16 protein-coding genes and 4 tRNA genes are annotated in these 23990 nt (G+C 44.5%); 11 read left to right on the top strand and 9 right to left on the bottom strand.

The window, feature by feature from the left end; all coding sequences use genetic code 11:
• Positions 1 to 5 precede the first annotated feature (5 nt).
• From ACTS60_RS12450 to ACTS60_RS12440, 3 genes are all read right to left on the bottom strand, one after another.
• Positions 6 to 2369 (bottom strand): DNA polymerase II, encoded by a 2364-nt coding sequence (locus tag ACTS60_RS12450; protein ID WP_440888488.1) that lies wholly within the window; start codon positions 2367 to 2369, stop codon positions 6 to 8.
• A gap of 75 nt (positions 2370 to 2444) precedes the next feature.
• On the bottom strand, positions 2445 to 4250 hold the full coding sequence (locus tag ACTS60_RS12445; protein WP_440888487.1) for an Lnb N-terminal periplasmic domain-containing protein: 1806 nt from the start codon (positions 4248 to 4250) through the stop codon (positions 2445 to 2447).
• A gap of 117 nt (positions 4251 to 4367) precedes the next feature.
• Positions 4368 to 4850: a DUF3015 domain-containing protein gene (locus ACTS60_RS12440; RefSeq protein ID WP_171305315.1), complete on the bottom strand. Its 483-nt coding sequence runs from the start codon at positions 4848 to 4850 to the stop codon at positions 4368 to 4370.
• Between the two features lie 513 nt (positions 4851 to 5363).
• Here ACTS60_RS12440 and uvrY point away from each other — a divergent pair.
• The 10 genes from uvrY (at position 5364) to nspC (ending at position 15659) form a co-directional block, all read left to right on the top strand.
• Entirely contained in the window at positions 5364 to 6008 is a 645-nt protein-coding gene (uvrY, locus tag ACTS60_RS12435) for a UvrY/SirA/GacA family response regulator transcription factor (RefSeq protein ID WP_010447546.1), read from the top strand.
• Position 6009: 1 nt separating this feature from the next.
• Positions 6010 to 7842 (top strand): excinuclease ABC subunit UvrC, encoded by a 1833-nt coding sequence (uvrC, locus tag ACTS60_RS12430; RefSeq protein ID WP_440888486.1) that lies wholly within the window; start codon positions 6010 to 6012, stop codon positions 7840 to 7842.
• Between the two features lie 46 nt (positions 7843 to 7888).
• Positions 7889 to 8446, top strand: coding sequence for a CDP-diacylglycerol--glycerol-3-phosphate 3-phosphatidyltransferase (pgsA, locus tag ACTS60_RS12425; protein WP_005445072.1), 558 nt, complete (start codon positions 7889 to 7891; stop codon positions 8444 to 8446).
• A 401-nt stretch (positions 8447 to 8847) separates the two neighbouring features.
• A tRNA-Cys gene (locus tag ACTS60_RS12420) sits at positions 8848 to 8921 on the top strand.
• A gap of 37 nt (positions 8922 to 8958) precedes the next feature.
• A tRNA-Gly gene (locus ACTS60_RS12415) sits at positions 8959 to 9034 on the top strand.
• A 78-nt stretch (positions 9035 to 9112) separates the two neighbouring features.
• Positions 9113 to 9199, top strand: a tRNA-Leu gene (locus ACTS60_RS12410).
• 11 nt (positions 9200 to 9210) lie between these two features.
• Positions 9211 to 9286 (top strand) — tRNA-Gly (locus ACTS60_RS12405).
• 852 nt (positions 9287 to 10138) lie between these two features.
• Complete coding sequence (locus ACTS60_RS12400; protein ID WP_440888485.1) at positions 10139 to 13015, top strand: pyridoxal phosphate-dependent class III aminotransferase; 2877 nt, start codon at positions 10139 to 10141, stop codon at positions 13013 to 13015.
• Between the two features lie 18 nt (positions 13016 to 13033).
• Positions 13034 to 14287, top strand: a complete 1254-nt coding sequence (locus ACTS60_RS12395) for a carboxynorspermidine synthase (RefSeq protein ID WP_440888484.1) — start codon at positions 13034 to 13036, stop codon at positions 14285 to 14287.
• A gap of 238 nt (positions 14288 to 14525) precedes the next feature.
• Positions 14526 to 15659 carry a carboxynorspermidine decarboxylase gene (nspC, locus tag ACTS60_RS12390; RefSeq protein ID WP_440888522.1) on the top strand — a complete coding sequence of 378 codons (1134 nt, stop codon included), beginning with the start codon at positions 14526 to 14528 and terminating at the stop codon, positions 15657 to 15659.
• Positions 15660 to 15731: 72 nt separating this feature from the next.
• Here nspC and ACTS60_RS12385 read toward each other — a convergent pair whose 3' ends face one another.
• Both ACTS60_RS12385 and ACTS60_RS12380 read right to left on the bottom strand, forming a co-directional pair.
• Positions 15732 to 16244 carry a glycine cleavage system protein R gene (locus ACTS60_RS12385; RefSeq protein ID WP_440888483.1) on the bottom strand — a complete coding sequence of 171 codons (513 nt, stop codon included), beginning with the start codon at positions 16242 to 16244 and terminating at the stop codon, positions 15732 to 15734.
• Between the two features lie 240 nt (positions 16245 to 16484).
• Entirely contained in the window at positions 16485 to 17387 is a 903-nt protein-coding gene (locus ACTS60_RS12380; RefSeq protein ID WP_440888521.1) for a DUF3943 domain-containing protein, read from the bottom strand.
• Positions 17388 to 17586: 199 nt separating this feature from the next.
• On the opposite strand from ACTS60_RS12380, the gene ACTS60_RS12375 reads away from it, so the two are divergent.
• Positions 17587 to 18819, top strand: a complete 1233-nt coding sequence (locus tag ACTS60_RS12375; protein WP_440888482.1) for a CinA family nicotinamide mononucleotide deamidase-related protein — start codon at positions 17587 to 17589, stop codon at positions 18817 to 18819.
• Between the two features lie 87 nt (positions 18820 to 18906).
• On the opposite strand, the gene yfaE is transcribed toward ACTS60_RS12375, so the two are convergent.
• The 4 genes from yfaE to ubiG form a co-directional block, all read right to left on the bottom strand.
• On the bottom strand, positions 18907 to 19185 hold the full coding sequence (gene yfaE, locus ACTS60_RS12370) for a class I ribonucleotide reductase maintenance protein YfaE (protein ID WP_038889975.1): 279 nt from the start codon (positions 19183 to 19185) through the stop codon (positions 18907 to 18909).
• Complete coding sequence (gene nrdB, locus ACTS60_RS12365) at positions 19185 to 20318, bottom strand: class Ia ribonucleoside-diphosphate reductase subunit beta (protein ID WP_440888481.1); 1134 nt, start codon at positions 20316 to 20318, stop codon at positions 19185 to 19187. The genes yfaE and nrdB overlap by 1 nt, the downstream gene beginning before the upstream one ends.
• An 81-nt stretch (positions 20319 to 20399) precedes the next feature.
• Positions 20400 to 22682, bottom strand: coding sequence for a class 1a ribonucleoside-diphosphate reductase subunit alpha (gene nrdA, locus ACTS60_RS12360; protein WP_440888480.1), 2283 nt, complete (start codon positions 22680 to 22682; stop codon positions 20400 to 20402).
• 493 nt (positions 22683 to 23175) lie between these two features.
• On the bottom strand, positions 23176 to 23883 hold the full coding sequence (gene ubiG / locus ACTS60_RS12355) for a bifunctional 2-polyprenyl-6-hydroxyphenol methylase/3-demethylubiquinol 3-O-methyltransferase UbiG (protein ID WP_440888479.1): 708 nt from the start codon (positions 23881 to 23883) through the stop codon (positions 23176 to 23178).
• Positions 23884 to 23990: the final 107 nt, after the last annotated feature.

Below are 23990 nucleotides of genomic sequence, written 5' to 3'. Positions count from 1 at the left end.
TGTAATTAGAATAACCCCATTTGTGGCGCAGAGAGTTGCTCAAAATTAGTACCAATGAATGGTAAAATTGCATCGGCAACCGGCTTTAGCTGTTTATCGACGTAATGTTGATAATCGATAGGGCTATTTCGGTATTCGTGAGGCTCCGGGCCATTCACTGTAATCAAATATTCAATTCTACCTCTATTTTGATACTGTAAAGGGCGTCCGAGCTTGGCATTGATATCGTCGGCCAAGCGCGCAGCACGTACTTGTGGCGGAATGTTCTTTTGATATTCGTGTAGCTTTCTGCGCAGACGCTTCTGATACACCAACTGATCATCAAACTCACCATTATTGGTTTTTTCTACCATCTCACGCACGTAATCACTAGGGTCTTCACCGTGGAAGACCATTTGATACAAGGTGTTCTGGAATCGCTGCGCCAGTGGTGTCCAGTCAGTACGTGCACTTTCTAATCCTTTGAAGATGATACGCTCCTGTTCGCCTTCACCAATTAAACCAGCGTAGCGTTTCTTGGAGCCTGTTTCCGCGCCGCGAATGGTTGGCATCAAGAATTTGCGATAATGGGTTTCGTATTCGAGTTCAAGAATCGAATTGAGGTTGTACTCACCGCGTAAATGGTCACTCCACCATTGGTTGATGTAGTCGACCAGTTCATTACCAATCTTATCTGCGTCTGCTTGGCTAAAGGCGCCATTTAAAGAGACAAAAGTTGAGTCAGTATCGCCATAAATAACTTGATAGCCTTTGTCTTCAATCAGGACCTTGGTCTGCTTCATGATTTCATGCCCACGCATCGTGATGCTGGAAGCTAGGCGGGTATCAAAGAAACGACAGCCAGATGAGCCGAGTACACCATAAAACGAGTTCATGATGATTTTGATCGCTTGGGAAAAGGCTTTCTCATTGTTCTTTTTCGCTATATCGCGCGCTGCCCACAGTTTCTCGATCATCTCGGGTAAGAAGTGTTTTGTCCGATGGAATTGACCGCCACGGAATCCGGGTACCGCTTCATCGTCTGCTGTGCCGATTTGAAGCTGCAAACCTTCGACTAAACCCATAGGGTCGATCAAGAACGAGCGAATAATCGAGGGGTACAGGCTCTTAAAATCAAGCACCAATACAGAGTCGTAAAGGTTTGGGATGGAGTCCATCACATAGCCGCCCGGGCTGGCAATCCAGTTTTCTGGATGCAGGTTTGGCGCAACATACCCTGCTCGGTGGATCTGCGGCAGATACAAATTAGTAAACGCTGCCACTGAGCCTCCAACGCGATCCAGTTCCACTCCCGTTAAGCGAGAGCGTTCGATAGCGAAGTCGAGTAGGTGAGTGTGGTCGAAAATCTTGTTGACCAACACACAGTCTTGCAAGTTGTATTTAGCGAGAGACGGTTTGTCTGAACGGTACATGCGATTGATTTCGTCCATTCGGTCATGAACGTTATGAATCTCTTTACCTTCGCCAAGGAGTTCTTGTGAAACAGACTCAAGTGACCAAGAGCGGAAATGGTATGTCGCGGTTTTGAGCGTATCGATACCATCGAGTACCACACGACCAGGAATAGAGATAAAGCCCTGTTGGCTTTGCGCGGAGCTGCGGAAGAAGCTCGGTTGGTCAGCGCGGCCTAGCACAAGCTTCATGTTGTGCCACTCGGCACGCTTGTGCAGCAGACGGAAATCAAAGTCGATAACGTTCCAGCCGACAATCACATCTGGATCAAATTGCTTAAACCAAGCGATTAGCGCCTGAAGCAGCGCTTTCTCATCTTTCACCCATTGGATTGGTGTATCTGCCGGTTCAGGTTCGCCAATCATGATCACGCGTGAATCAGCAGGGCTATCTAAACCAATCGAATAGAGAATGCCTTTCTCTGAGCACTCTAAATCGAGAGAAACGACATGCAAACTAGGAATATAGTCGCCTTGACGGCACTTAGTTTGAGTCACTTTGATATGATTTCGTTGGGTCTGAAATTGCCCTGTAAATTCAATACTACCTTTTATGAAACGCTCCATTAGAAAGCGATCGGCGAGTTTGATATCGGTTTCTTGAGTAAGAATTTCTTCTTTGACAAACAGTTCAGAGAGAGCGAATGAATCTTTGATGGTTTGACAGTAACAAGCGCTAAGGGTTTTGAGATCAAAGCTACTCAGCTCTAAAGGTTTGATGTCTAATTGGATATTGTGATGCTTGGCGATCGCCGCTGCTTGAGCCTGTTTAGTTTGCTCAATAAAAAAGACTGGTTTCTCTCCTTGAATGACCAAGTTTACAGGGCCGTTATCTGTAGAAGCCCAAAGGTCAATTTGAGTTTGCCCTGAAAAGTCTCGAGCTTGTCGGGTGAGTAAAAAGCCTTGTTGTATTGCCAACGAACATTTCCTTAAAAAACGAAAAAGGCCACGTATCGTAGCCTTTGTACTTATTTAGGAGATATTAGCAAAAACTCAGTAGTAAAAGTATCCAGTGAGTTTCGCTGACGTGTTTTCCCGATACCAGTGCTGGTATTCAAGTTCACTTCGAATTGCCCAATTTTGGCTAACTGCCCAGCTCCAACTCACTGTAGCTTTTGCATTTTGATCCGCATTTGAGTCAAACAGATGTAGGTACTGACCTTGTAACCCTAAGCGATGATTGGTACCTGCTTGCCACAGAATACCTGCTTCAACACCCGCACCAATGGCAAGGTTATAATTTGTTAACTCTCCACCGCTGAAGTCTGCCGATAATAATGTGTATAGATGCAGCTTATCAGATTCACCCCAGGCTTTACCCGCGCCTCCTTGAGCAAACCAACGTCCGGCTAGTTTGTTCTTGGCGGGCATGCGATCAAAGCCACCACGAATATTCCAAGCCAAACTGTCAAACACTCGATTCCCTGGAGCTAAAGACATAGCATCTAGAAAATGAAAGCTCTCTAATCTCGTATTTGACTTATGATCGATACTGAATGCAGTGTCTAGAAAGCTGATTTTTGCTCCAGGAATAAACCCTGCTTGTGAGTCGAGCAAATCATGATAGGCAGCACGCCACTCAAATAGAATACGATTTGTTGCGGTATCATTATATTGATAGCCTAATCCAGCTCGAGAAGAAGCATGTCCTTTTTCCGGAGATACTTCCGGTGCTACTACAGGAGAAAATGGAGAGTCAGTTTTGATTCGACTACGCTGATAGAGAAGTTGAGTCAGCTGCTTTGCGGTTGGATCTCTTTCTAAACCTTTGTCATAAAGCTCATAGTTTAGCCACTCGTACGCAAATTCCAGAATTGCAGCTCGCTCTTCATTCGTAAATTCTTCAGGACTCGGGTATTCACCTTGCTTGGCCTTGATGGCTGCTTGGAAAAGCTTTTCATCTATTTCTTTCGATTGGTGGAGCAGTCGGGTGCCAAATGCAGCTCGATACTCTGGCTCTTCTAGAAGATGATTGTTCGCTAGTGTTTCTACCGTGTCTGATGGAATCGCATGAACTGGGAAGTCGGTAACCAGAGATAGATCATCTCTAGCCAACTCTAGTAGCGCCAGTAATTGATAAGAGCAGTTTTCATCAACGAAGTAGTAATCGAATTCCGCGGTTTGCATTTCCCAGAGGTGTAACAGTACGCGATTAACTTCGTCCTCTGATAGCTTGAGCTTGTACTCCCAGATATCACGAGATTCAATATCGTTGTACTCTCGAACTTTTCGATAGTAGGGCATGACGGTGAATCGACCTGGATAGCTGCCAGCTAAGCCTTTCAGGGCATATAATGCAGCGTTGTCATTGGCTTGAGGCTCGGCTGCAAAGTTAACTGCAAATGCTACGAGTTCTTTATGCCTTGTTTGATCCTTCGCATCAATTCTTAGTAGTGTATGACCAAACATAGAAGAAGGGTTATTCATGAAGGCGGTAGGGAAAACCAACGTCATACCTGCAGGATCGAGCATTTCTTTCCAGTCATTCATTTCAGGGCAATCTATGACTGCAACACGATCTTGCTGCTGCTCAAGCCAGGTAAAGCGAGCAGGATATCGACAACGCATTTCGGTCTTTGTTTTCTCATCGGCGTTGTAAAGGGCGTTAAAAGTAGCTATCAACTCAGCTTCTGGGTCCGTTTTACCTTTTTCCGATAAAAAAAACGCTTCCGAGTCAACGGTGCTTTTATATTCACTAAATGTTGCAGGAAGGTAGTGGCCCAATTTTAACCAATAAGGTGCATTGGATAATTGCTGTAGGTCTATTTGACGAGCGTGCGCTGAGAGTGGGGATGACAATACGCTTACTGAAAGGACTAAAGCGTGTGTGCAAAAAGGGAACTTCATTGAATACCGCGAAAATATAGCATTAAAAAAAGTGTCCAAGCGGACACTTTTTATTATTAGGTCAGGTGCTTAGATAGTGTAAGCAGCTAAAGCGTTGTTTTCTGCAACCAAGTCATTTAGGTTGGTGAAAACTTCTTGTGAAGTCACATTTTCAGATTCGAATACTTTCGCGAAGTTTTCTTGAGCCATTTGGTTGAAAGCCGCTTTATCAGCTTCTTCAATGCCCCAAACTTCAGAAAGCGTAGCAAGAGTTTCACCTTCGCCTTTTGCGATATCGCGAGCTAGGTTATCCATGTTGCCATCGATAAATAGCGCTAGCTTTTGTGCTGAAGTGATGGTGCCGTTACCGTCACAACCTAGAGTACCGAAAGTGATACCGAACGTTTGGTTACCAGAAGTACCGTTCGTTGTTGCACCTAGTACTTTGAATACTTTACCTGACTTACCGTCGAAAATCATAGTACCTAAACCACAACCGATGTCAGAGTCAGCCATTGCAACGTTTGAAAGAGGAAGAGTAGCCAGCGCTGCCACTGCTAATAGCTTTTTCATTATATTTTCCTGATATTTAAGTTATATCCAATTTAGAACTGCAATATAAATTGCGGTGGCCATATTAATGAAACAAATTGCATTTGCAAATTCAATTCATGACTTATTATTGATTTGAATTAGATATGAGACTCTGCGTCTTACGCATTGTCCGAAATGAATTAAATAATTGATAATGTTGTTAAATTGACGTTTGTCACATTGTGGCACGTTTCTAGTGGGCATTACTTGTTTGTATTTGAGTAGTGAGGACAATTTGTCTTGTGACTGTCCCAACGCCGCGGTAAATAACTAATTGGCGGTTTTTTGTTCGGCTAAGGTTGTGATAAATATGCAAATTCAGCCTTACTGACCAGATATAGAAATAAGTTCTTGCTAAACTTTGCGTTTCAGCACATATTCATATAAAGCAATTTTTGCCATATACGGTATTATATAGGCACTCATACTGATATCCGCATTGAACAAGTTGAATGTGGGTGCAGAGCCAATTAAAAGTGTGGAGATACAAGTTTGATAAATGTTTTCCTTGTAGATGATCACGAGCTGGTTCGCACAGGGATACGACGTATTATTGAAGACGTCCGTGGAATGAACGTAGCAGGAGAAGCTGACAGCGGTGAAGATGCAGTAAAATGGTGTCGCAGTAATCATGCTGACGTCGTTTTGATGGACATGAATATGCCGGGAATCGGTGGCTTGGAAGCTACTAAGAAGATTCTTCGAGTGAATCCTGATGTCAAAATCATCGTTTTAACCGTTCATACTGAAAACCCGTTTCCGACGAAAGTCATGCAAGCGGGTGCTTCTGGTTATTTAACAAAAGGCGCAGGCCCAGATGAAATGGTGAATGCCATTCGAGTGGTTAACAGTGGACAGCGTTACATCTCACCTGAGATTGCGCAGCAGATGGCATTGAGTCAATTCTCACCAGCCTCTGAAAATCCATTTAAAGACCTTTCAGAACGTGAACTACAGATCATGATGATGATCACCAAAGGTCAGAAAGTAACGGATATTTCTGAACAACTTAATTTAAGTCCAAAAACAGTTAATAGTTATCGCTACCGTCTGTTTAGCAAGTTGGACATTAATGGTGACGTTGAGCTAACACACTTAGCGATTCGCCATGGAATGCTGGATACCGAGACCCTTTAGTGTGAATCCTTCCTTCGATTCGGCTTCCTTTCTCAAGACAGTAACACATCAGCCCGGCGTTTACAGAATGTACAACGCCGAGGCTGTTGTTATTTATGTAGGCAAAGCCAAAGATCTTCAGAAGCGACTTTCCAGCTATTTTCGCAAAAAAGTAGACAGTGAAAAGACGCGCGCTCTGGTAAGTAATATTGCCAAAATTGATGTCACAGTGACTCATACTGAGACTGAAGCACTTATCCTCGAACACAACTACATCAAGCAGTATTTACCTAAGTACAACGTTCTTCTACGTGACGATAAATCGTACCCTTACATTTTTATCAGCGGCCATAAACATCCGCGATTGTCTATGCATCGTGGAGCGAAAAAGCGTAAAGGGGAATACTTTGGACCATATCCAGATTCTGGAGCAGTACGCGAAACACTGCATTTGCTACAGAAAATCTTACCCGTTCGTCAGTGTGAAGATACCGTCTACTCAAATCGAACTCGACCATGTTTGATGTATCAAATTGGCCGTTGTGCAGGGCCTTGTGTGAGTACCATTATTTCTGATAATGAGTATGCCGAGCTGGTGGGTTTAGTTCGCTTGTTCTTGCAAGGGAAAGATAAGCAAGTACTAGAGCTATTGATTGAGAAAATGGAGCTGGCCAGTCAGCAGCTTCGCTTTGAAGATGCTGCCAAGTTCCGTGATCAGATCCAAGCAATCCGACGGGTTCAAGAGCAACAATATGTTTCTGAAGATAGCATGGACGATATGGATGTGCTTGGTTTCGCCCAAGAAAATGGCATTGCGTGTATACATATCTTAATGATTCGTCAGGGCAAGGTATTAGGAAGTCGCAGCCATTTCCCTAAGATCCCAAACAATACCAGTCAACAAGAAGTCTTCGATAGTTTCTTAACTCAATACTATTTGAGCCACAATGAAGCGCGAACGATTCCTTCTCGCATCATCTTAAACCAAGAGCTTGGCAATGATGTATCCTCCATTCAGCAAGCTCTGAGTGACGTTGCGGGGCGTAAGGTTCAATTTCACACATCTCCAACGGGATCACGTGGTCGTTATCTGAAGCTCTCAAACACCAACGCTCTGACGGCGATTACGACTAAGATTAACCACAAGATGACCATCAACCAGCGCTTCAAAGCACTGCGAGAAGTCTTGGGGATGGAAAGTATCGCTCGCATGGAGTGCTTCGATATTTCCCATACCATGGGTGAGAGTACCATCGCCTCGTGCGTGGTTTTCAACAGTGAGGGTCCTGTTAAGCAAGAGTACCGCCGCTACAATATCACAGGTATTACTGGCGGTGATGACTATGCTGCAATGGGACAAGCACTGGAACGTCGTTACTCAAAGCAGTTGGATGTAGAGAAGATTCCTGACATCATCTTCATCGATGGTGGCAAAGGACAGCTGAACCGAGCACATGAAATTATTTCTCAGTACTGGGGAGATTGGCCGAAGCGTCCAACTATGATTGGTATAGCAAAAGGTATAACCCGCAAACCAGGCCTTGAAACCTTAATTACCGTAGATGGTGAAGAGTTTAACTTGCCAAGTGATGCACCAGCACTGCATCTCATTCAGCACATTCGAGACGAGAGCCATAACCATGCCATTGCGGGACATAGAGCTAAACGAGGAAAAACCAGACGAACCAGTGCGTTAGAAGGAATTGAGGGTGTTGGGCCAAAGCGTCGCCAAGCTTTACTCAAATACATGGGCGGTTTGCAGGAATTAAAGCGTGCAAGTGTTGAAGAAATCGCCAAAGTACCGGGAATTAGTCACTCTTTGGCAGAAATTATTTTCCAAGCATTGAAACAATAAAGAAAATCCCGCAACATTAAGCCGCAATGTGTAAGAGAATAATAAAATGCGTTTGAATATCCCGAACATTCTATCTCTACTAAGACTGTTCCTAATCCCAGTTTTTGTGGTTGTCTTCTATCTACCTTACTCTTGGGCGCCTTTTGCAGCAGCAATGGTTTTCTGGGTGGCGGGTTTTACGGACTGGCTAGATGGTATGCTAGCTCGTAAGTTAGGCCAAACTTCTCGTTTTGGTGCATTCATTGATCCGGTAGCAGACAAGGTTTTAGTTGCAACGGCTCTGATTTTGATCACCGAACATTACCATACGATTTGGGTGACTATCCCTGCTGTCACCATGATAGCGCGTGAAATTATCATCTCTGCATTGCGTGAATGGATGGCTGAGATCGGTAAACGAGCCAGTGTTGCGGTTTCTTGGGTCGGTAAAGTTAAAACCGTCTCTCAAATGTTTGCATTATGGGTACTGATTTGGCGTTATGACGATTGGATGGTGTGGTTAGGGTTTGGTGCATTGTATGTGGCAACCTTCTTAACTTACTGGTCAATGGTTCAGTATCTAGCTGCAGCAAAAGATGACTTGCTTAATGAAGAGCATCACTAAAACAATCCAACGCAAATAGCATTTTAAGAAGCAGGCCGTTAGCCTGCTTTTTTTATGCGTCAGCGCTTGAGATAAGAAATTAACGTGATCTAAGTCTTATTTTTTACCCCGTTAGTTCTCCGTTGAAGTTAGTTCGTTTGATTATCTATAGCTGGGGATGAGAAGAACGCCCTAGAATAGGTGAGGGGAGTAGCCCAATATTCATGATAAACAAGTGTATTTGGGATGTTTTCAGTATTAAAACTAATCAATTTACCGTCTTTCGCACAAAATCTGGTCAAACGATTTAAAAAAATAAAAATAGTGTTGACTCGATCGCTCGAATCCGTAGAATGCACTCCGTACCCAAGAGAGCGTTGCTTGAAAGGGTGGTGAAGAAGTTAAAGTTTCTTCACAGGTGAGGCGCCTTGGCAGAGTGGCTATGCAGCGGATTGCAAATCCGTGGACCTCGGTTCGACTCCGGGAGGCGCCTCCATTATTCTTTTGAAAGTGAATGGTTTTCGAGAATAAATGCGACACTAGCTCAGTTGGTAGAGCGCAACCTTGCCAAGGTTGAGGTCACGAGTTCGAACCTCGTGTGTCGCTCCAAATTAAAATGATATGGCGATTAGCGGTATCAGATGGTGTTTTACTTTTCTGTAAAGGCATCACAAAGAATATTTGTGTGCCCTGGTGGTGGAATTGGTAGACACAAGGGATTTAAAATCCCTCGACGTTCGCGTTGTGCCGGTTCAAGTCCGGCCCGGGGCACCATCTCAAAATCTGCGACACTAGCTCAGTTGGTAGAGCGCAACCTTGCCAAGGTTGAGGTCACGAGTTCGAACCTCGTGTGTCGCTCCAGATTCGAAGCCCAGCATTTATGCTGGGTTTTTTCGTTGTTAGCTAGAAAATCTCCCAATTCCTAACCGTAATGCCAACCACAGAAAGTGCTCAGAGTTAGCGCAGAAAAAGCGCTTGAGAACAAGGCTAAAGCGTTTCGATAAATAGTTGTTCTATCATATCAATTCCATCAATTATCTGCTCATTCTTGCTGGTTAAAATCACTTATAACGATGTTAAAGATTTTGTAGGTGGAGTAAGTCAATTCGCTTATACGTTGGCTTCGGTCATCCACTCAACGCTTCCTATTTATACGCTTTTCGAGCGAATTTTTGCGAGGCAGCTCCATATTGAGCAAAAGTGATTGTCATGCTTTTTATTGTTATTGTGATCATAATCAATATGAAACTAATGAAAACGTATTGCCATCAGATTTTATTTTGTGATAAATTCGCGCGCAATCTCGGAGCGTAATTTTACGACATTTGATTCTCTGGGGGATACGCGCAGCGACCATTCAAGCTGATTGTGACACTGCGTAGGGTAGGTATCGGCAAAGCCTTTTGTTGATAGACGGGATACTAGTGCTGTAGAAGCGGCATGTTAATGGGAAACCCAACATTGAAACCTTTAAATAAACACACACTAATCAGCTTCATACTACCGAAATGTCCTGTTTTACAAAACGGGTGCATTACGGAGCCTTGATTACTTCCTAAGCTTATTAAAAAGTCACGCTTTTCGTGACGGGTTATCTGTATTTGTCGTTTAATCGATGATGAATGCGGAGGTGTATCTGTATCTCCTGTTATTTAATACCAACGATAATAAATACAGGATAGAGAATCATTCTAATTCAAGGGGTCATGTAGTATGAGCACTGCCTTTGAAGTCGATAATACTATCGCAAACACTTTTTCTACTCAGGTTCCAGTCGTTAATGGAACGTATGATTTAACGCCAGATCAAATCCTTATTGAACAGGCGGAACATGAATCTGAGGTTCGTTCTTACCCGCGTCGTTTACCAATAGCGATCAAGCAAGCTTATGGCTGTTTGGTTGAAGATACGCGTGGTCAAATCTTCCTAGATTGTCTTGCAGGGGCTGGTACTTTGGCTTTGGGTTACAATCACCCAGAAATCAACCAAGCGCTAAAAGAACAATTGGATTCTGGCCTTCCGTACCAGACTCTAGATATCGCTACATCTGCGAAAACCCATTTCATCAAGTCTGTGAAAGGCTTCCTGCCTCAAGAGCTGAGCGATAACTGTGTGATTCAGTTCTGTGGTCCTTCGGGCGCTGATGCCGTTGAAGCAGCCATCAAGCTTGCAAAGCAAACTACTGGTCGTAACACCATGTTTGCTTTCCGCGGTGCGTACCATGGTATGACAAACGGTACCATGGGGATGATGGGCAACTTAGGTACTAAAGCTCGCCGTACTGGTTTGATGTCAGACGTACACTTCATGCCATTCCCATACAGCTTGCGCTGTCCATTCGGCCTAGGCGGTGATGAAGGGGCGAAAGCGAGCATTCGTTACATCGAGCGTTTATTGAATGACGACGAAGCGGGCATCATGAAGCCTGCTGCGATCATTGTAGAACCAGTGCAAGGTGAGGGTGGTGTAATTCCTGCTCCAGCATTTTGGCTACGCGAACTGCGTCGTATCTGTGATGAGCACGGTATCTTGTTGATTTTTGATGAGATTCAATGTGGTGTAGGCAAGTCAGGTTACAACTTCGCGTTTGAAGAAGCAGGTATTGTTCCGGATGTTTTGTGTTTGTCTAAAGCGATTGGTGGTGGTTTACCAATGTCGCTATTGGTGATCAACAAACAACACGATACATGGAAACCAGGTGAGCACACCGGTACATTCCGTGGTAACCAATTAGCAATGGTGTCGGGTGCGAAAGCGCTAGAAATCATTCAACGTGACAACCTTGTTGAACATGCGAATGTAGCTGGTCAGTACCTACGCTTTGGTCTTGAGAGCATTCAAAAACGTGTTAACTGTATCGCTGATGTTCGCGGTAAAGGTTTGATGCTGGGTGTTGAAATCAAGAATCCAAACGGTGAACTGAATAAGTTCGGCGAGCCTCTTTCTGATGGCCAGTTAACACTTGCTATCCAGCGTGCTGCACTTGAGCGTGGCTTGATGGTTGAGAAAGGTGGTCGTGATGGCTCTGTGATCCGTTTCCTTCCACCGCTTATCATCTCTTTCGAGCAAATCGATTTTGCCCTACGCGTATTGGAAGATGCGATCATTGCAGCAGGCGGTAGCCACGTTGAGACATCGCCACAAGAAGAGTGGAAAAAGCACTTTATTCATACTGGTGAACTTGGCGGTGCGGAATTTGCTTCTGTAATGAATCACACGACAGCAGCGATGAAGTCGGTATTTGAACAGGTGAATGCACCGTACTCAGGCATGGATCCTAAGTTTCTAGAGGCCGCAATTAATGCCGTCGATCTTGATAACAAAAACGCATCGCTAAAATCAGTGATTGATGAAGCCGCGGAACTTGTTGCTAAGAACGCGATCTTCACTCAACACCCTGATTGTATTGCTCACTTGCATACGCCTCCTTTGATGCCTGCAGTCGCGGCAGAAGCGATGATTGCAGCGTTGAACCAATCAATGGATTCATGGGATCAAGCATCCTCGGCGACTTACGTAGAGCAAAAAGTGATTAACTGGCTGTGCGATAAATATGAGCTTGGTGAGACGGCCGACGGCATCTTCACTAGTGGTGGCACACAAAGCAACCAGATGGGCCTAATGCTGGCACGTGATTGGGTTGCAGACAAGCTAAGTAGCCACTCAATCCAGAAGCTGGGTCTTCCAGAGTACGCAGACAAACTACGCATCGTATGCTCGAAGAAATCGCACTTCACCGTTCAAAAGTCAGCATCTTGGATGGGGCTGGGTGAGAAAGCCGTGATGACGGTTGACGCTAACGCGGACGGTACCATGGATGTTACTCAGTTAGATCAAGTTCTAACTGAGGCAAAAACAGAAGGCTTGATTCCATTTGCTATTGTTGGCACAGCGGGTACGACCGATCATGGTGCAATTGACGATCTTGATTTCATTGCTGATATGGCAGCGAAACATGAGATGTGGATGCACGTTGATGGTGCTTACGGTGGTGCATTGATTCTTAGCAGCCACAAATCACGCCTGAAAGGTGTAGAACGTGCACACTCGATCAGTGTCGACTTCCACAAACTGTTCTACCAAACAATCAGCTGTGGTGCTTTACTAGTTAATGATAAGTCGAACTTTAAGTTCCTACTTCATCATGCTGACTACCTGAACCGCGAACACGATGAGCTACCAAACTTGGTGGACAAATCTATCGCAACAACGAAGCGCTTTGATGCACTAAAAGTCTTTATGACAATGCAAAACGTCGGTCCTAAGGCGCTTGGCGATATGTACGATCACTTGTTAGCACAAACGCAACAAGTTGCCGACATGGTTCGTGGCCACGAGCAGTTTGAACTTCTGGCTGAGCCGGCACTTTCTACGGTTCTATTCCGCGCAACAAACCCTTGTGCCGATTTAGATGAACTGAACAAAGCATTGCGTCTTGAGGCGTTAACTCGCGGTATCGCAGTACTAGGTGAAACCATCGTGGATGGTGAGACCGCGCTTAAATTTACGATTTTGAATCCTTGTCTGACGACAGCGGACTTTGAATCTTTGCTCCTGAAAATCAACACGCTAGCAGTTGAGCTAGTTTAATAAAGGTAACGGAAAACTATGGCAGTTCTACAGATTGGTGCAGGCGGCGTTGGCTGGGTTGTTGCACACAAAGCAGCACAAAACAACGACGTTCTGGGTGATATCACTATCGCATCACGTACTATTGGTAAGTGTGAGAAGATCATCGAATCGATTCAGAAGAAAAACAACCTGAAAGATTCAGCTAAGAAACTAGAAGCACGCTCAGTAAATGCTGACGACGTAGATTCTCTGGTTGCTCTTATTGAAGAAGTTAAACCGGATCTAGTAATCAACGCGGGTCCTCCGTGGGTTAACATGCCAATCATGGAAGCGTGTTACCGAGCAAAAGTTTCATACCTAGATACATCAGTGGCGGTTGACCTATGTTCTGAAGGTCAGCAAGTTCCAGAAGCTTACGACTGGCAATGGGGCTACCGTGAGAAGTTCGAAGAAGCGGGCATCACTGGTATTCTAGGTGCGGGTTTCGATCCAGGCGTAGTATCGGTATTTGCAGCGTATGCAGTGAAACATCTGTTTGATGAGATCGATACAATCGACGTTATGGACGTGAACGCAGGCGACCACGGCAAGAAGTTCGCAACTAACTTTGACCCAGAAACGAACATGCTAGAGATCCAAGGCGATTCGTTCTACTGGGAAAACGGTGAGTGGAAGCAAGTACCTTGTCACTCTCGTATGCTAGAGTTCGATTTCCCGAACTGTGGTTCACATAAAGTTTACTCAATGGCGCACGATGAAGTTCGCTCAATGAAAGAATTCATCCCTGCAAAACGCATTGAATTCTGGATGGGTTTTGGCGATCGCTACCTAAACTACTTTAACGTAATGCGTGATATTGGCCTACTAAGCCCAGACCCACTAACGCTGCACGATGGTACGGTAGTACAACCTCTACACGTTCTAAAAGCGATGTTGCCAGATCCAACCTCTCTAGCTCCAGGCTACACAGGTTTAACTTGTATCGGTACTTGGGTACAAGGTAAGAAAGATGGCAAAGAGCGTAGTGTATTTATCTACAACAACGCAGACCATGAAGTTGCGTACGAAGATGTTGAGCATCAAGCGATCTCTTACACCACAGGTGTTCCTGCAATCACTGCAGCACTGCAATTCTTCCGTGGCAAGTGGGCTGATAAAGGCGTGTTCAACATGGAACAGCTAGACCCAGATCCGTTCCTAGAAACGATGCCAACAATCGGTCTAGATTGGCATGTTCAGGAGTTGGAAGCAGGTCAGGGCTTACCGCTGATTCACGAACTGAACAAATAAGTTTTATCATTAAACTTGTTTAGATAATTCGAGCAGTCATGGTCAAAAGCCGTGGCTGCTTTTGTCGTATTTGAGGTTAACCCCTCCCAGCCTCCCCTTAAAAAGGGGAGGAGCAGATACAGGCCGAGCTTAGTTTCAAATCTTCCACTTTTTTGGCAAGAGTAGAGGTGGCTCGGTTTAGTCCTTCTCCTTTTTAACGGGGAGTTAGAGGGGGTTAATGGTTGATAAATGGTTAGTTATGAACAAAGAACAACTTAAAACCCCTTACTTCATGATCAATGAAGCAAAGCTGGTTGAGAACTTAGAAAAAGCGAAGCAGCTAAAAGACATTTCTGGTGTGAAGCTGGTGTTGGCACTGAAGTGTTTCTCAACATGGGGTGTATTCGACATCATCAAGCCTTACTTAGATGGCACGACCAGTTCTGGTCCGTTTGAAGTGAAGCTTGGCTACGAAACCTTTGGTGGTGAAACGCACGCATACAGTGTGGGCTACAGCGAAGACGATGTACGTGAAGTCGCAGATATCTGCGACAAGATGATTTTCAACTCACATTCACAGCTAGCGGCTTACCGCCATATCGTTGAGGGCAAAGCGTCTATCGGTCTTCGCCTTAACCCGGGTGTAAGCTACGCAGGTCAAGACTTGGCTAACCCTGCACGTCAGTTTTCTCGTCTAGGCGTACAAGCTGACCACATCAAGCCAGAAATTTTCGATGGCATTGATGGTGTGATGTTCCACATGAATTGTGAGAACAAAGATGTGGACGCGTTCATCGGCCTGCTGGACTCGATCTCCGAACAGTTTGGCGAATACCTAAATAAACTCGATTGGGTCAGCATGGGCGGCGGTGTATTCTTCACATGGCCAGGCTATGATATCGAGAAGTTAGGCCTAGCGCTGAAAGCGTTCTCTGAAAAGCACGGTGTACAAATGTACCTAGAGCCGGGTGAGGCAATCATCACTAAAACGACGGATCTTGTCGTGACCGTAGTAGATATTGTTGAGAACGTGAAGAAGACTGCAATTGTGGATTCGGCAACGGAAGCGCACCGCTTAGACACACTAATCTACAATGAACCTGCGTCAATCCTAGAAGCGTCAGAAAACGGTGAGTACGAGTACGTGATTGGTTCTTGCTCTTGCCTAGCGGGTGATCAGTTCTGTGTGGCGAACTTCGAACAGCCATTAGAAATTGGTCAGCGTCTACACATTCTGGATAGTGCGGGTTACACCATGGTGAAGCTAAACTGGTTCAATGGTCTTCGCATGCCATCTGTGTACTGCGAACGCTCAAACGGTGATGTTCAAAAACTAAATGAATTTGATTATTCAGACTTCAAACGTTCTCTGTCTCAGTGGACAGTGAAGTAATTATCTTTTCTCTGGTTGAAGTAAAAAGAGCAGCACAACGCTGCTCTTTTTTGTTCTTTAAGCTAGGACGTATTAGCTTTCGATAATCACACGAGTATCTTCACTGAGCGATTCAAGCTCATTCACCACATCATCCACTTCAACTTCACTTGGTAGCTTGATAGCCAGTTTCGCACTGAACAGGCTTGAGCTTATACCACCTCCATCTGCAATGAACACGCGTTGACAGTCCATATCGAGGATAGAGATACCTTGATTATCAAGCACATGAGTGATCTCATTAACAATACCTGCGCGGTCATTCGCATCTAAACGTAACTGGAATATCGTTTCTTCACGATGTGAGTGTGGCTCTGAGTCAACAAACTTAACCACTAAGGTTTGACAAGCGGTGAATGCATCTTTGACGGTGTCTACGTTCTCTTCAGGGAGCTCAACTTTAATCACGCCAGCGACTTGGTCTTCGATGAAGTTCACTTTACTGATTAACCATTTCCCACCATTTTCATGGGTAGCAGCTGCGAGTTGTTTGATGGTAGCTGGCGAAGCCTGACCGACAAAATTAACGATAAATACTGTGTTCATAATGTCCCCTCCCGGAATAAGGTTTGGGTGCGGCACTGTATATGTAATGCTGCAGTTATCGGACCTTCAGCGATTGAGACTTAAGTCCTTGGAATAATGCCTTTTATTTCAGTGTAGGTGTAGGTGGGAGGTTATGTTTGACTAAAGTCAATTTTTAACGCTAATTCGTGATGCAAATAATGAAAATTATGCTCAGGGCACAAAAAAGCAGCCTTTAGGCTGCTCATTGGAGGTTTGATTTTAGAAGGTAACCTTCATTTCAAAACCATAGAAGACATTGTCATAGCTAGCGCCGGCATCCATCGCAAACTTAGCGGCGTCTTGGTTTCCGAACCAAGGAGATGAAGCAAACTGGAACTCTGCGCTGCCACCCCAAGCATCCGATACCCAATAATGAATATGACCAACTGGATTTAGGAAGAAAAGAGATACATCACCCATCGTTTCTGAGCCCATTACTTCACCACCATTGGCAACAATATCTTGCTCAGCCGTTAGCATCATTTCACCGACTACCGCACCAAAGAAAGGCGTGATGAAAATGTCTTGCCATGATGGAACTTCAGCAAACGCTTCTACACCGTATTCCCAGAAGAACGTAGACATAGTTGCAGAGTACAAGAAGGATTCGAACTCATTGTAACCAGCATGTCGTGCAGCTGTGTAGTACACACCACCAAAGTATGGGTGCATGATGTAGTTAAGAAAATGTTCATCGCGATCCCAAACCGGACCACTTGAAACGTTGTCTTTCCATTTACTACCTAGCTTACTCATGTCACGATCTTCTTCGTCCCATTTAGTAATACTTTCTGGTAGAAAAGTCATCAAACCTACCGTGGCGACACTCAAACCAAGAATGGTGTAAGTTTGGCCCATTAGATAATCCCAATCTTTGTCTGTTGGGACAATGACATGCTTTGGTTGAAGACCTGCGTCGAGGTTTAAAGAGTCCTCATTATCTAGTCCCATGGCAAAACGACGATTTTGTGGTTCGAAGCTATACAGAGTAGTCGTTTCGCAGTAACCTGACAAACAATCAGGCTTGTAAGAGAACTCAATATGGTTGCTCATATCGTACTGACTCGCATTTGCAGCAGCAGACGCCGTCAGAACAAGACCACTTAAAGTTTTCTTGAACATGGATGATTTTGACACAAAGGTCTCCGAGTTGTTGGTTGGATGATCGAGCTCACAATTATCCCTCAAAAGAACAGCCATTTAAATACTTGACCTACATTTAATCTCAACAAATTGACTAAGAGATTAGTCCAATAAAATGAAAACGATATAGGCACAATGTCGAAAAAAAGTGAATTTTGCCTAATTTCAGGAGTCAGTTGTGAAAATTGCAATGCTTAGTACCGGCGAAGAGGTACTTCACGGTGATATTGTTGATACAAACGCAGCTTGGTTATCGAGCTTATTTTATCAACATGGATTTGGTTTAACTAAACGCTCGACAGTCGGAGATAGTCTTTCAAGCTTACTCGAAGAGTTTTTGATGCTTAGCTTCAATAACGATGTGGTTATTGTAAACGGCGGTTTAGGGCCAACGACAGACGATTTAAGTGCCGCAGCGGCGGCAAAAGCAGCAGAGTGTAAGCTGGTGCTGTTTAAGGATTGGTTAGACTACCTAGAAGCAATGTATGCACGTCGTGGCATCCCGATGCCGGACAGTAATTTGAAGCAAGCGATGTTGCCAGAGATTGCAGAGATTGTTGATAACCCGATTGGCACGGCTTGCGGCTTTAAAATGCTGATCAATGATGCGGTGTTCTATTTTACGCCTGGTGTTCCGAGCGAATTTAAGCTAATGGCAGAAACTCAAATTCTGCCAGATTTAAAAAAGCTCTTCCCAGAAGTTGTAAGCGCATCTTGTAGCCGAATCTACACCTTTGGTTTGTCTGAGTCTGGGATATCCGACAAACTTGACCAAATGAAATTGCCTCAAGGTTACGAACTCGGATATCGCTCTTATTTACCTTTCATCGAAGTAAAACTGTTTGGTCCATCTAATCAAATAGAGCAGCGTATGAAGCTGATGCAGCTCATTCATAAACATCTAGAAACCAACACGGTGAGTGTTGACGCGCCAATGGTTGAGCATGTTGGTCGCTTACTGGTAGAAAAAGGGCTGACCTTGTCAGTCTCTGAGCAAAGCAGTGCAGGGCATTTAACCTATTGGCTTAATAGTGATGAGAATGTAGAAAAACAATTTGGTCATGGCTGGGTGCTGCCTAGACAGAGCCAGATGATAGTGGATGAAGGGGACCCGTTGGCTGCGACATTTGCCCTTGCTGGAGCAACACGCGAGAAATGTGGAACGGATTTAGCCTTAGTAACTGGTAAACTGGACGATAGCACGTTTTCCATCGCTCTTTCTTCTTCAGCAGGAGAGTGGGGTGCGCACTATAAGCTATCAAGAAAGTATCAACGTGATGATCAAGTAAAAGTCATCAGTGCTGCGGCATTAGATCTGTTACGCCGTTACTTAGAGCGCAAACCAATGTCGGCACACTATGCATTCTTGGAAAAAATTAAAGAAATGCACATTCCGAGCAGTGCGCTTTAACTTATTGATACAGACAGAATAAATATCGAGAGATAACAAAAAGCCAAGGCGTTTACCTTGGCTTTTTAATACTTGTTTGGGGCTACTTTATGCGCGTTTTTCTTTCATCGCGTAGTTGACACCACTAAGCGAAACGTCAGATTTCGCTTTACAAATACAGGGTAGGATTTCATCTGGCTGAGTGTAAGCCATCGCAAAACCAACATACTCCACCTCACCCGACTCCAACTTACAACGACAAGCACCGCAGTGGCCGTCGCGACAGTTGTATTCAGGTAATAAGCCCGCTTGTTCCATCGTCTCCAAAATCGTATTGGATGGGTTGGACTCAATGCTTACGAGTTTGTTGATTTTGATATTTGGCATTACAGCTCAAATCCTTCGAAGTCGTCTGCACTTACTTCATTGTCAATCTGACCAACAAGGTATGAAGAGATTTCTGCTTCTTGCGGTGCAACCTGAACGTTATCCGATGACAACCAAGCGTTGATCCATGGGATAGGGTTTGACGTCGCTTCAGGGTACGCGATTGGCAGGCCTACCGCTTGCATACGGATGTTGGTGATGTACTCAACGTATTGGCTCAGGATGTCTTTGTTCAGACCGATCATTGAACCATCTTTAAATAGGTACTCTGCCCACTCTTTTTCTTGCTCAGCTGCTTCTTTGAATAGATCAAAACACTCTTGTTTTGCTTCTTCTGCGATTTGCATGAACGAGAAGTCATCTTGACCGTTACGTAGCAAGTTGATCATGTGCTGCGTACCGTTCAAGTGAAGCGCTTCATCACGAGCGATCAGCTTGATGATTTTCGCGTTACCTTCCATAAGCTCACGCTCAGCGAAAGCAAATGAACATGCGAAACTTACGTAGAAACGGATTGCTTCTAGCGCGTTAACTGACATCAAACAAACGTACAGTTTCTTCTTCAGATCGTACAGGCTAACTTTAACTGTTTCACCGTTAAGAACGTGCTCACCTTCACCGTAACGGTGATAGTCGTTTGTCGCTTGGATCAGATCATCGTAGTAGTGTGCAATGTCTTTCGCGCGCTTAAGGATGTGCTCGTTTTCTACGATGTCATCGAATACAACGCTTGGGTCGTTTACGATATTACGGATGATGTGCGTGTACGAACGAGAGTGGATTGTCTCAGAGAAAGACCAAGTCTCGATCCAAGTTTCTAGCTCAGGCAGAGAAACAAGAGGAAGCAGTGCAACGTTCGGGCTACGACCTTGAATTGAGTCAAGCAGCGTTTGGTACTTCAGGTTTGAGATGAAGATGTGCTTCTCATGGTCTGGTAGCTTGTTGTAATCGATACGGTCGCTTGAAACGTCAACTTCTTCTGGACGCCAGAAAAAAGACAGTTGCTTTTCGATTAGCTTTTCGAAGATCTCGAATTTTTGTTGGTCGTAACGAGCTACGTTCACTGATTGACCTAGGAACATTGGTTCCTTTAGCTGGTCGTTTCTGTTCTGGTTAAAAGTACTGTAAGCCATAATGCCTCAATTCCTTTTAGACCTCCCCAAAAGGGGAGGTATTCGATTGTTTGTTTCTACGGATTGTTAGGATGCGGGAGATTAAATCTTACAACCGCCGCCTGCACAATCGTCATCTTGTGGTTGAACTGCGTCTTTCTGGTCGTCTTTCGCGCCGTCACGAGTGTTATGGTAGTAAAGTGTCTTCACACCATACTTGTACGCAGTTAGAAGGTCTTGAAGAAGCTTCTTCATTGGAACCTTACCGCTCTCGTAACCAGAAGGGTCGTAGTTTGTGTTTGCAGAGATCGCTTGGTCAACGAATTTCTGCATGATGCCCACAAGGTGTAGGTAACCGTCGTTAGAACCGATGTTCCAAAGCAGTTCGTAGTTGTCTTTCAACTCAGCGAAATCTGGCACAACTTGCTTCAGGATACCGTCTTTCGACGCTTTAACAGACACGAAACCACGTGGTGGCTCAATACCATTTGTTGCGTTAGAGATCTGAGAAGAAGTCTCAGATGGCATTAGCGCAGTCAGTGTTGAGTTACGTAGGCCGTGTTCCATAATTTCTTGACGTAGGCTGTCCCAATCGTAATGCAGCTCTTCTTCACAAATTAGGTCAACGTCTTTCTTGTAAGTGTCGATTGGCAGTAGGCCTTTCGCGTAGTTTGTTTCGTGGAACGAAGGACACTTACCTTGCTCTTTCGCAAGCGCAACAGAGGCTTTCAATAGGTAGTATTGAATTGCTTCAAATGTACGGTGAGTTAGACCGTTTGCGCTGCCGTCAGAGTACTTAACGCCATTCTTCGCTAGGTAGTATGCGAAGTTGATCACGCCAACACCCAGCGTACGACGGTTCATTGTCGACTTGTAAGCTGCTGGTAGTGGGTAATCTTGGTAATCAAGCAGAGCATCTAGTGCACGAACCACAAGCTCAGATAGCTCTTCGAAATCGTCTAGAGACTTGATAGCACCAAGGTTGAACGCAGAAAGCGTACAAAGTGCGATCTCACCTGAATCATCTTCAACGTTCTTCAGAGGCTTAGTTGGTAGCGCGATTTCCAAACATAGGTTTGATTGACGAACTGGCGCTACTTCTGAATCGAATGGGCTGTGAGTGTTACAGTGGTCCACGTTCTGAATGTAGATACGGCCTGTTGATGCGCGCTCTTGCATTAGCAGAGTGAACATCTCAATCGCTTTAACGGTCTCTTTCTTGATTGAAGGATCGTTTTCGTATTTCACGTACAGACGTTCGAATTCTTCTTGGTTTTCGAAGAATGCGTCGTACAGACCTGGTACGTCAGATGGTGAGAATAGCGTGATGTTGCCACCTTCCACTAGGCGTTGGTACATCAGTTTGTTCAACTGAACACCGTAGTCCATGTGACGAACACGGTTCTCTTCAACACCACGGTTGTTCTTAAGTACCATTAGTGAGCGAGCTTCACCGTGCCATAGCGGGTAGAACACAGTTGCTGCACCGCCACGAACACCACCTTGAGAACAACATTTCACTGCTGTTTGGAAGTATTTGTAGAATGGGATACAACCTGTGTGGAATGCTTCACCACCGCGGATCTCAGAACCGAGCGCACGGATACGACCTGCGTTGATACCGATACCTGCACGTTGAGAAACGTAACGTACGATAGAGCTTGCTGTTGCGTTGATAGAATCAAGGCTATCGCCACATTCGATCAGTACACATGAGCTGAACTGACGAGTAGGCGTACGTACACCAGACATGATCGGTGTAGGTAGAGAAATCTTAAATGTCGATGTCGCATCGTAGAAACGCTTGATGTAATCAAGACGAGTTTCTTTCGGGTAGTTTGCGAATAAGCAAGCAGACACAAGGATGTAAAGGAACTGCGCACTTTCGTAGATCTCACCAGATACACGGTTTTGAACGAAGTACTTACCTTCTAGCTGTTTTACGGCTGCGTAAGAGAAGTCGAGATCGCGCTTATGATCGATGTACGCATCAAGCTCGTCCAGCTCAGCTTTTGTGTAGTCTTCTAAGATATGCCTATCGTACTTACCCATATCAACAAGACGAGACACGTGGTTGTAAAGCGTTGGCGGCTCGTACTGGCCATATGCTTTTTTACGTAGGTGGAATACCGCTAGGCGAGCAGCTAGGTATTGGTAGTCCGGAGTCTCTTCAGAAATTAAGTCTGCAGCAGACTTAATCATCGTCTCATGGATATCTGACGTGGTGATGCCGTCATAAAACTGGATATGAGCACGTAATTCTACTTGTGATACTGAAACGTTGTTGAGACCTTCGGCAGCCCAAGTGATAACGCGGTGGATTTTCTCCAGATCGATATTTTCTTTGCGGCCATCACGCTTGGTGACAGTAAGTTGTTGGTTCATTCTGCTTTATTTCCCTAAGAAAACTGATAAAAGCCGTATTTTTGTTTGTTTATGTGCAAATCTTGTAAAATTTGCGGCGGCTTTGTGATCAAAGTCTATCTATATATTGTAGCTTAAACACAACATATAGGGGTTAATTTGTTTGCGGGTTACAAGATAGTGCTATTGCCCCAATTTATCAAGGCACAGGTCGGGGATGACTTGTGGATAAGTGGTCAAACGAAAAAAAACAGTAAGTGAATACTAACCGATGAGAAAAGGGCGGAATTGATTGGAGAAAAATACGTTTTTAAGATCGGTTTACAAATAACCGCTATTAAAAATATTTTCCTTGATCTTTGATAGTTTTTGTTTGCTAAAAACTGATTGGTTAAAATGGAATCTAGTGCACGAAAAATGTACCAAATGAAACTAAAAAAGGCAGTAAACCTATGCTACTGCCTTTGTATGTTATCCGCTCTTTCTAAGATAATAGTCCTTAAGAAAATCAGCTCTAAAATTTTTGAGTATGGACGATGTAGTTTACATCTACATTACGACCTAGCTTATAGCTGTCATTGAGTGGATTGTAATGTAAGCCGGTGATGCCTAGCTCAGTGAGGTCTGTTTGGTCGATCATCTTCATCATCTCTGCTGGTTTGATGAATTTTTCGTGGTCGTGAGTACCTTCAGGAACGATCTTGAATAGTTTTTCTGCACCTACGATTGCAAATAGGTACGACTTAACATTGCGGTTTAAGGTAGAAAAGAAGACATGACCACCTGGTTTCACTAACGCTGCACAAGACCGAATCACAGAAAGTGGGTCTGGTACGTGCTCAAGCATCTCCATGCAAGTCACGACATCATATGTGCCTGCATTATCAGTGGCGTGGTCTTCGATGGTGCTCTGGATATAGCTTAATTTAGTGCCAGTTTCTAGTGCGTGAAGGCGAGCGACCTCTAAAGGCTCTTTACCCATATCCAGTCCGGTAACTACTGCACCTTCTTTTGCCATGCTTTCTGCTAGGATGCCACCGCCGCAGCCCACATCGAGTACTTTTTTGCCAAATAAACCATCGGCTTTCTCTAGGACATAGTTCAAGCGAAGCGGGTTAATCTGATGAAGTGGTTTGAACTCGCCTTCTAAATCCCACCAACGAGAAGCCATTTCTTCAAATTTTTTAATTTCACTTGGATCGACGTTTTGTGCTTTTGTCATGATAGTTGTATCGCTTCGCTAATAGTCCTTTGGAAGGCGAGATTATACTCCAATGGTACGATACGTTAAAACAGCTTCTTTTCTCACAATCGCTACAGGAGAGATTT

Origin of the sequence: Vibrio sp. WZ-1, assembly GCF_052037695.1 — a bacterium.
In the GTDB taxonomy this organism is placed as follows: Bacteria; Pseudomonadota; Gammaproteobacteria; order Enterobacterales; family Vibrionaceae; genus Vibrio.
The sequence above is the reverse complement of the archived record's forward strand: the minus strand, read 5'-3'. Positions and strand labels throughout refer to the sequence as shown.

Bases quoted from the DNA above. Each gene is read 5' to 3' on its own strand.
- ubiG (WP_440888479.1), bottom strand. From the start codon at position 23,883: ATGACAAAAGCACAAAACGTCGATCCAAGTGAAATTAAAAAATTTGAA.
- nrdB (WP_440888481.1), bottom strand. From the start codon at position 20,318: ATGGCTTACAGTACTTTTAACCAGAACAGAAACGACCAGCTAAAGGAA.
- ACTS60_RS12395 (WP_440888484.1), top strand. From the start codon at position 13,034: ATGGCAGTTCTACAGATTGGTGCAGGCGGCGTTGGCTGGGTTGTTGCA.
- yfaE (WP_038889975.1), bottom strand. From the start codon at position 19,185: ATGCCAAATATCAAAATCAACAAACTCGTAAGCATTGAGTCCAACCCA.
- nrdA (WP_440888480.1), bottom strand. From the start codon at position 22,682: ATGAACCAACAACTTACTGTCACCAAGCGTGATGGCCGCAAAGAAAAT.
- nspC (WP_440888522.1), top strand. From the start codon at position 14,526: ATGAACAAAGAACAACTTAAAACCCCTTACTTCATGATCAATGAAGCA.
- ACTS60_RS12380 (WP_440888521.1), bottom strand. From the start codon at position 17,387: ATGTTCAAGAAAACTTTAAGTGGTCTTGTTCTGACGGCGTCTGCTGCT.
- ACTS60_RS12400 (WP_440888485.1), top strand. From the start codon at position 10,139: ATGAGCACTGCCTTTGAAGTCGATAATACTATCGCAAACACTTTTTCT.
- ACTS60_RS12385 (WP_440888483.1), bottom strand. From the start codon at position 16,244: ATGAACACAGTATTTATCGTTAATTTTGTCGGTCAGGCTTCGCCAGCT.
- ACTS60_RS12440 (WP_171305315.1), bottom strand. From the start codon at position 4,850: ATGAAAAAGCTATTAGCAGTGGCAGCGCTGGCTACTCTTCCTCTTTCA.
- pgsA (WP_005445072.1), top strand. From the start codon at position 7,889: ATGCGTTTGAATATCCCGAACATTCTATCTCTACTAAGACTGTTCCTA.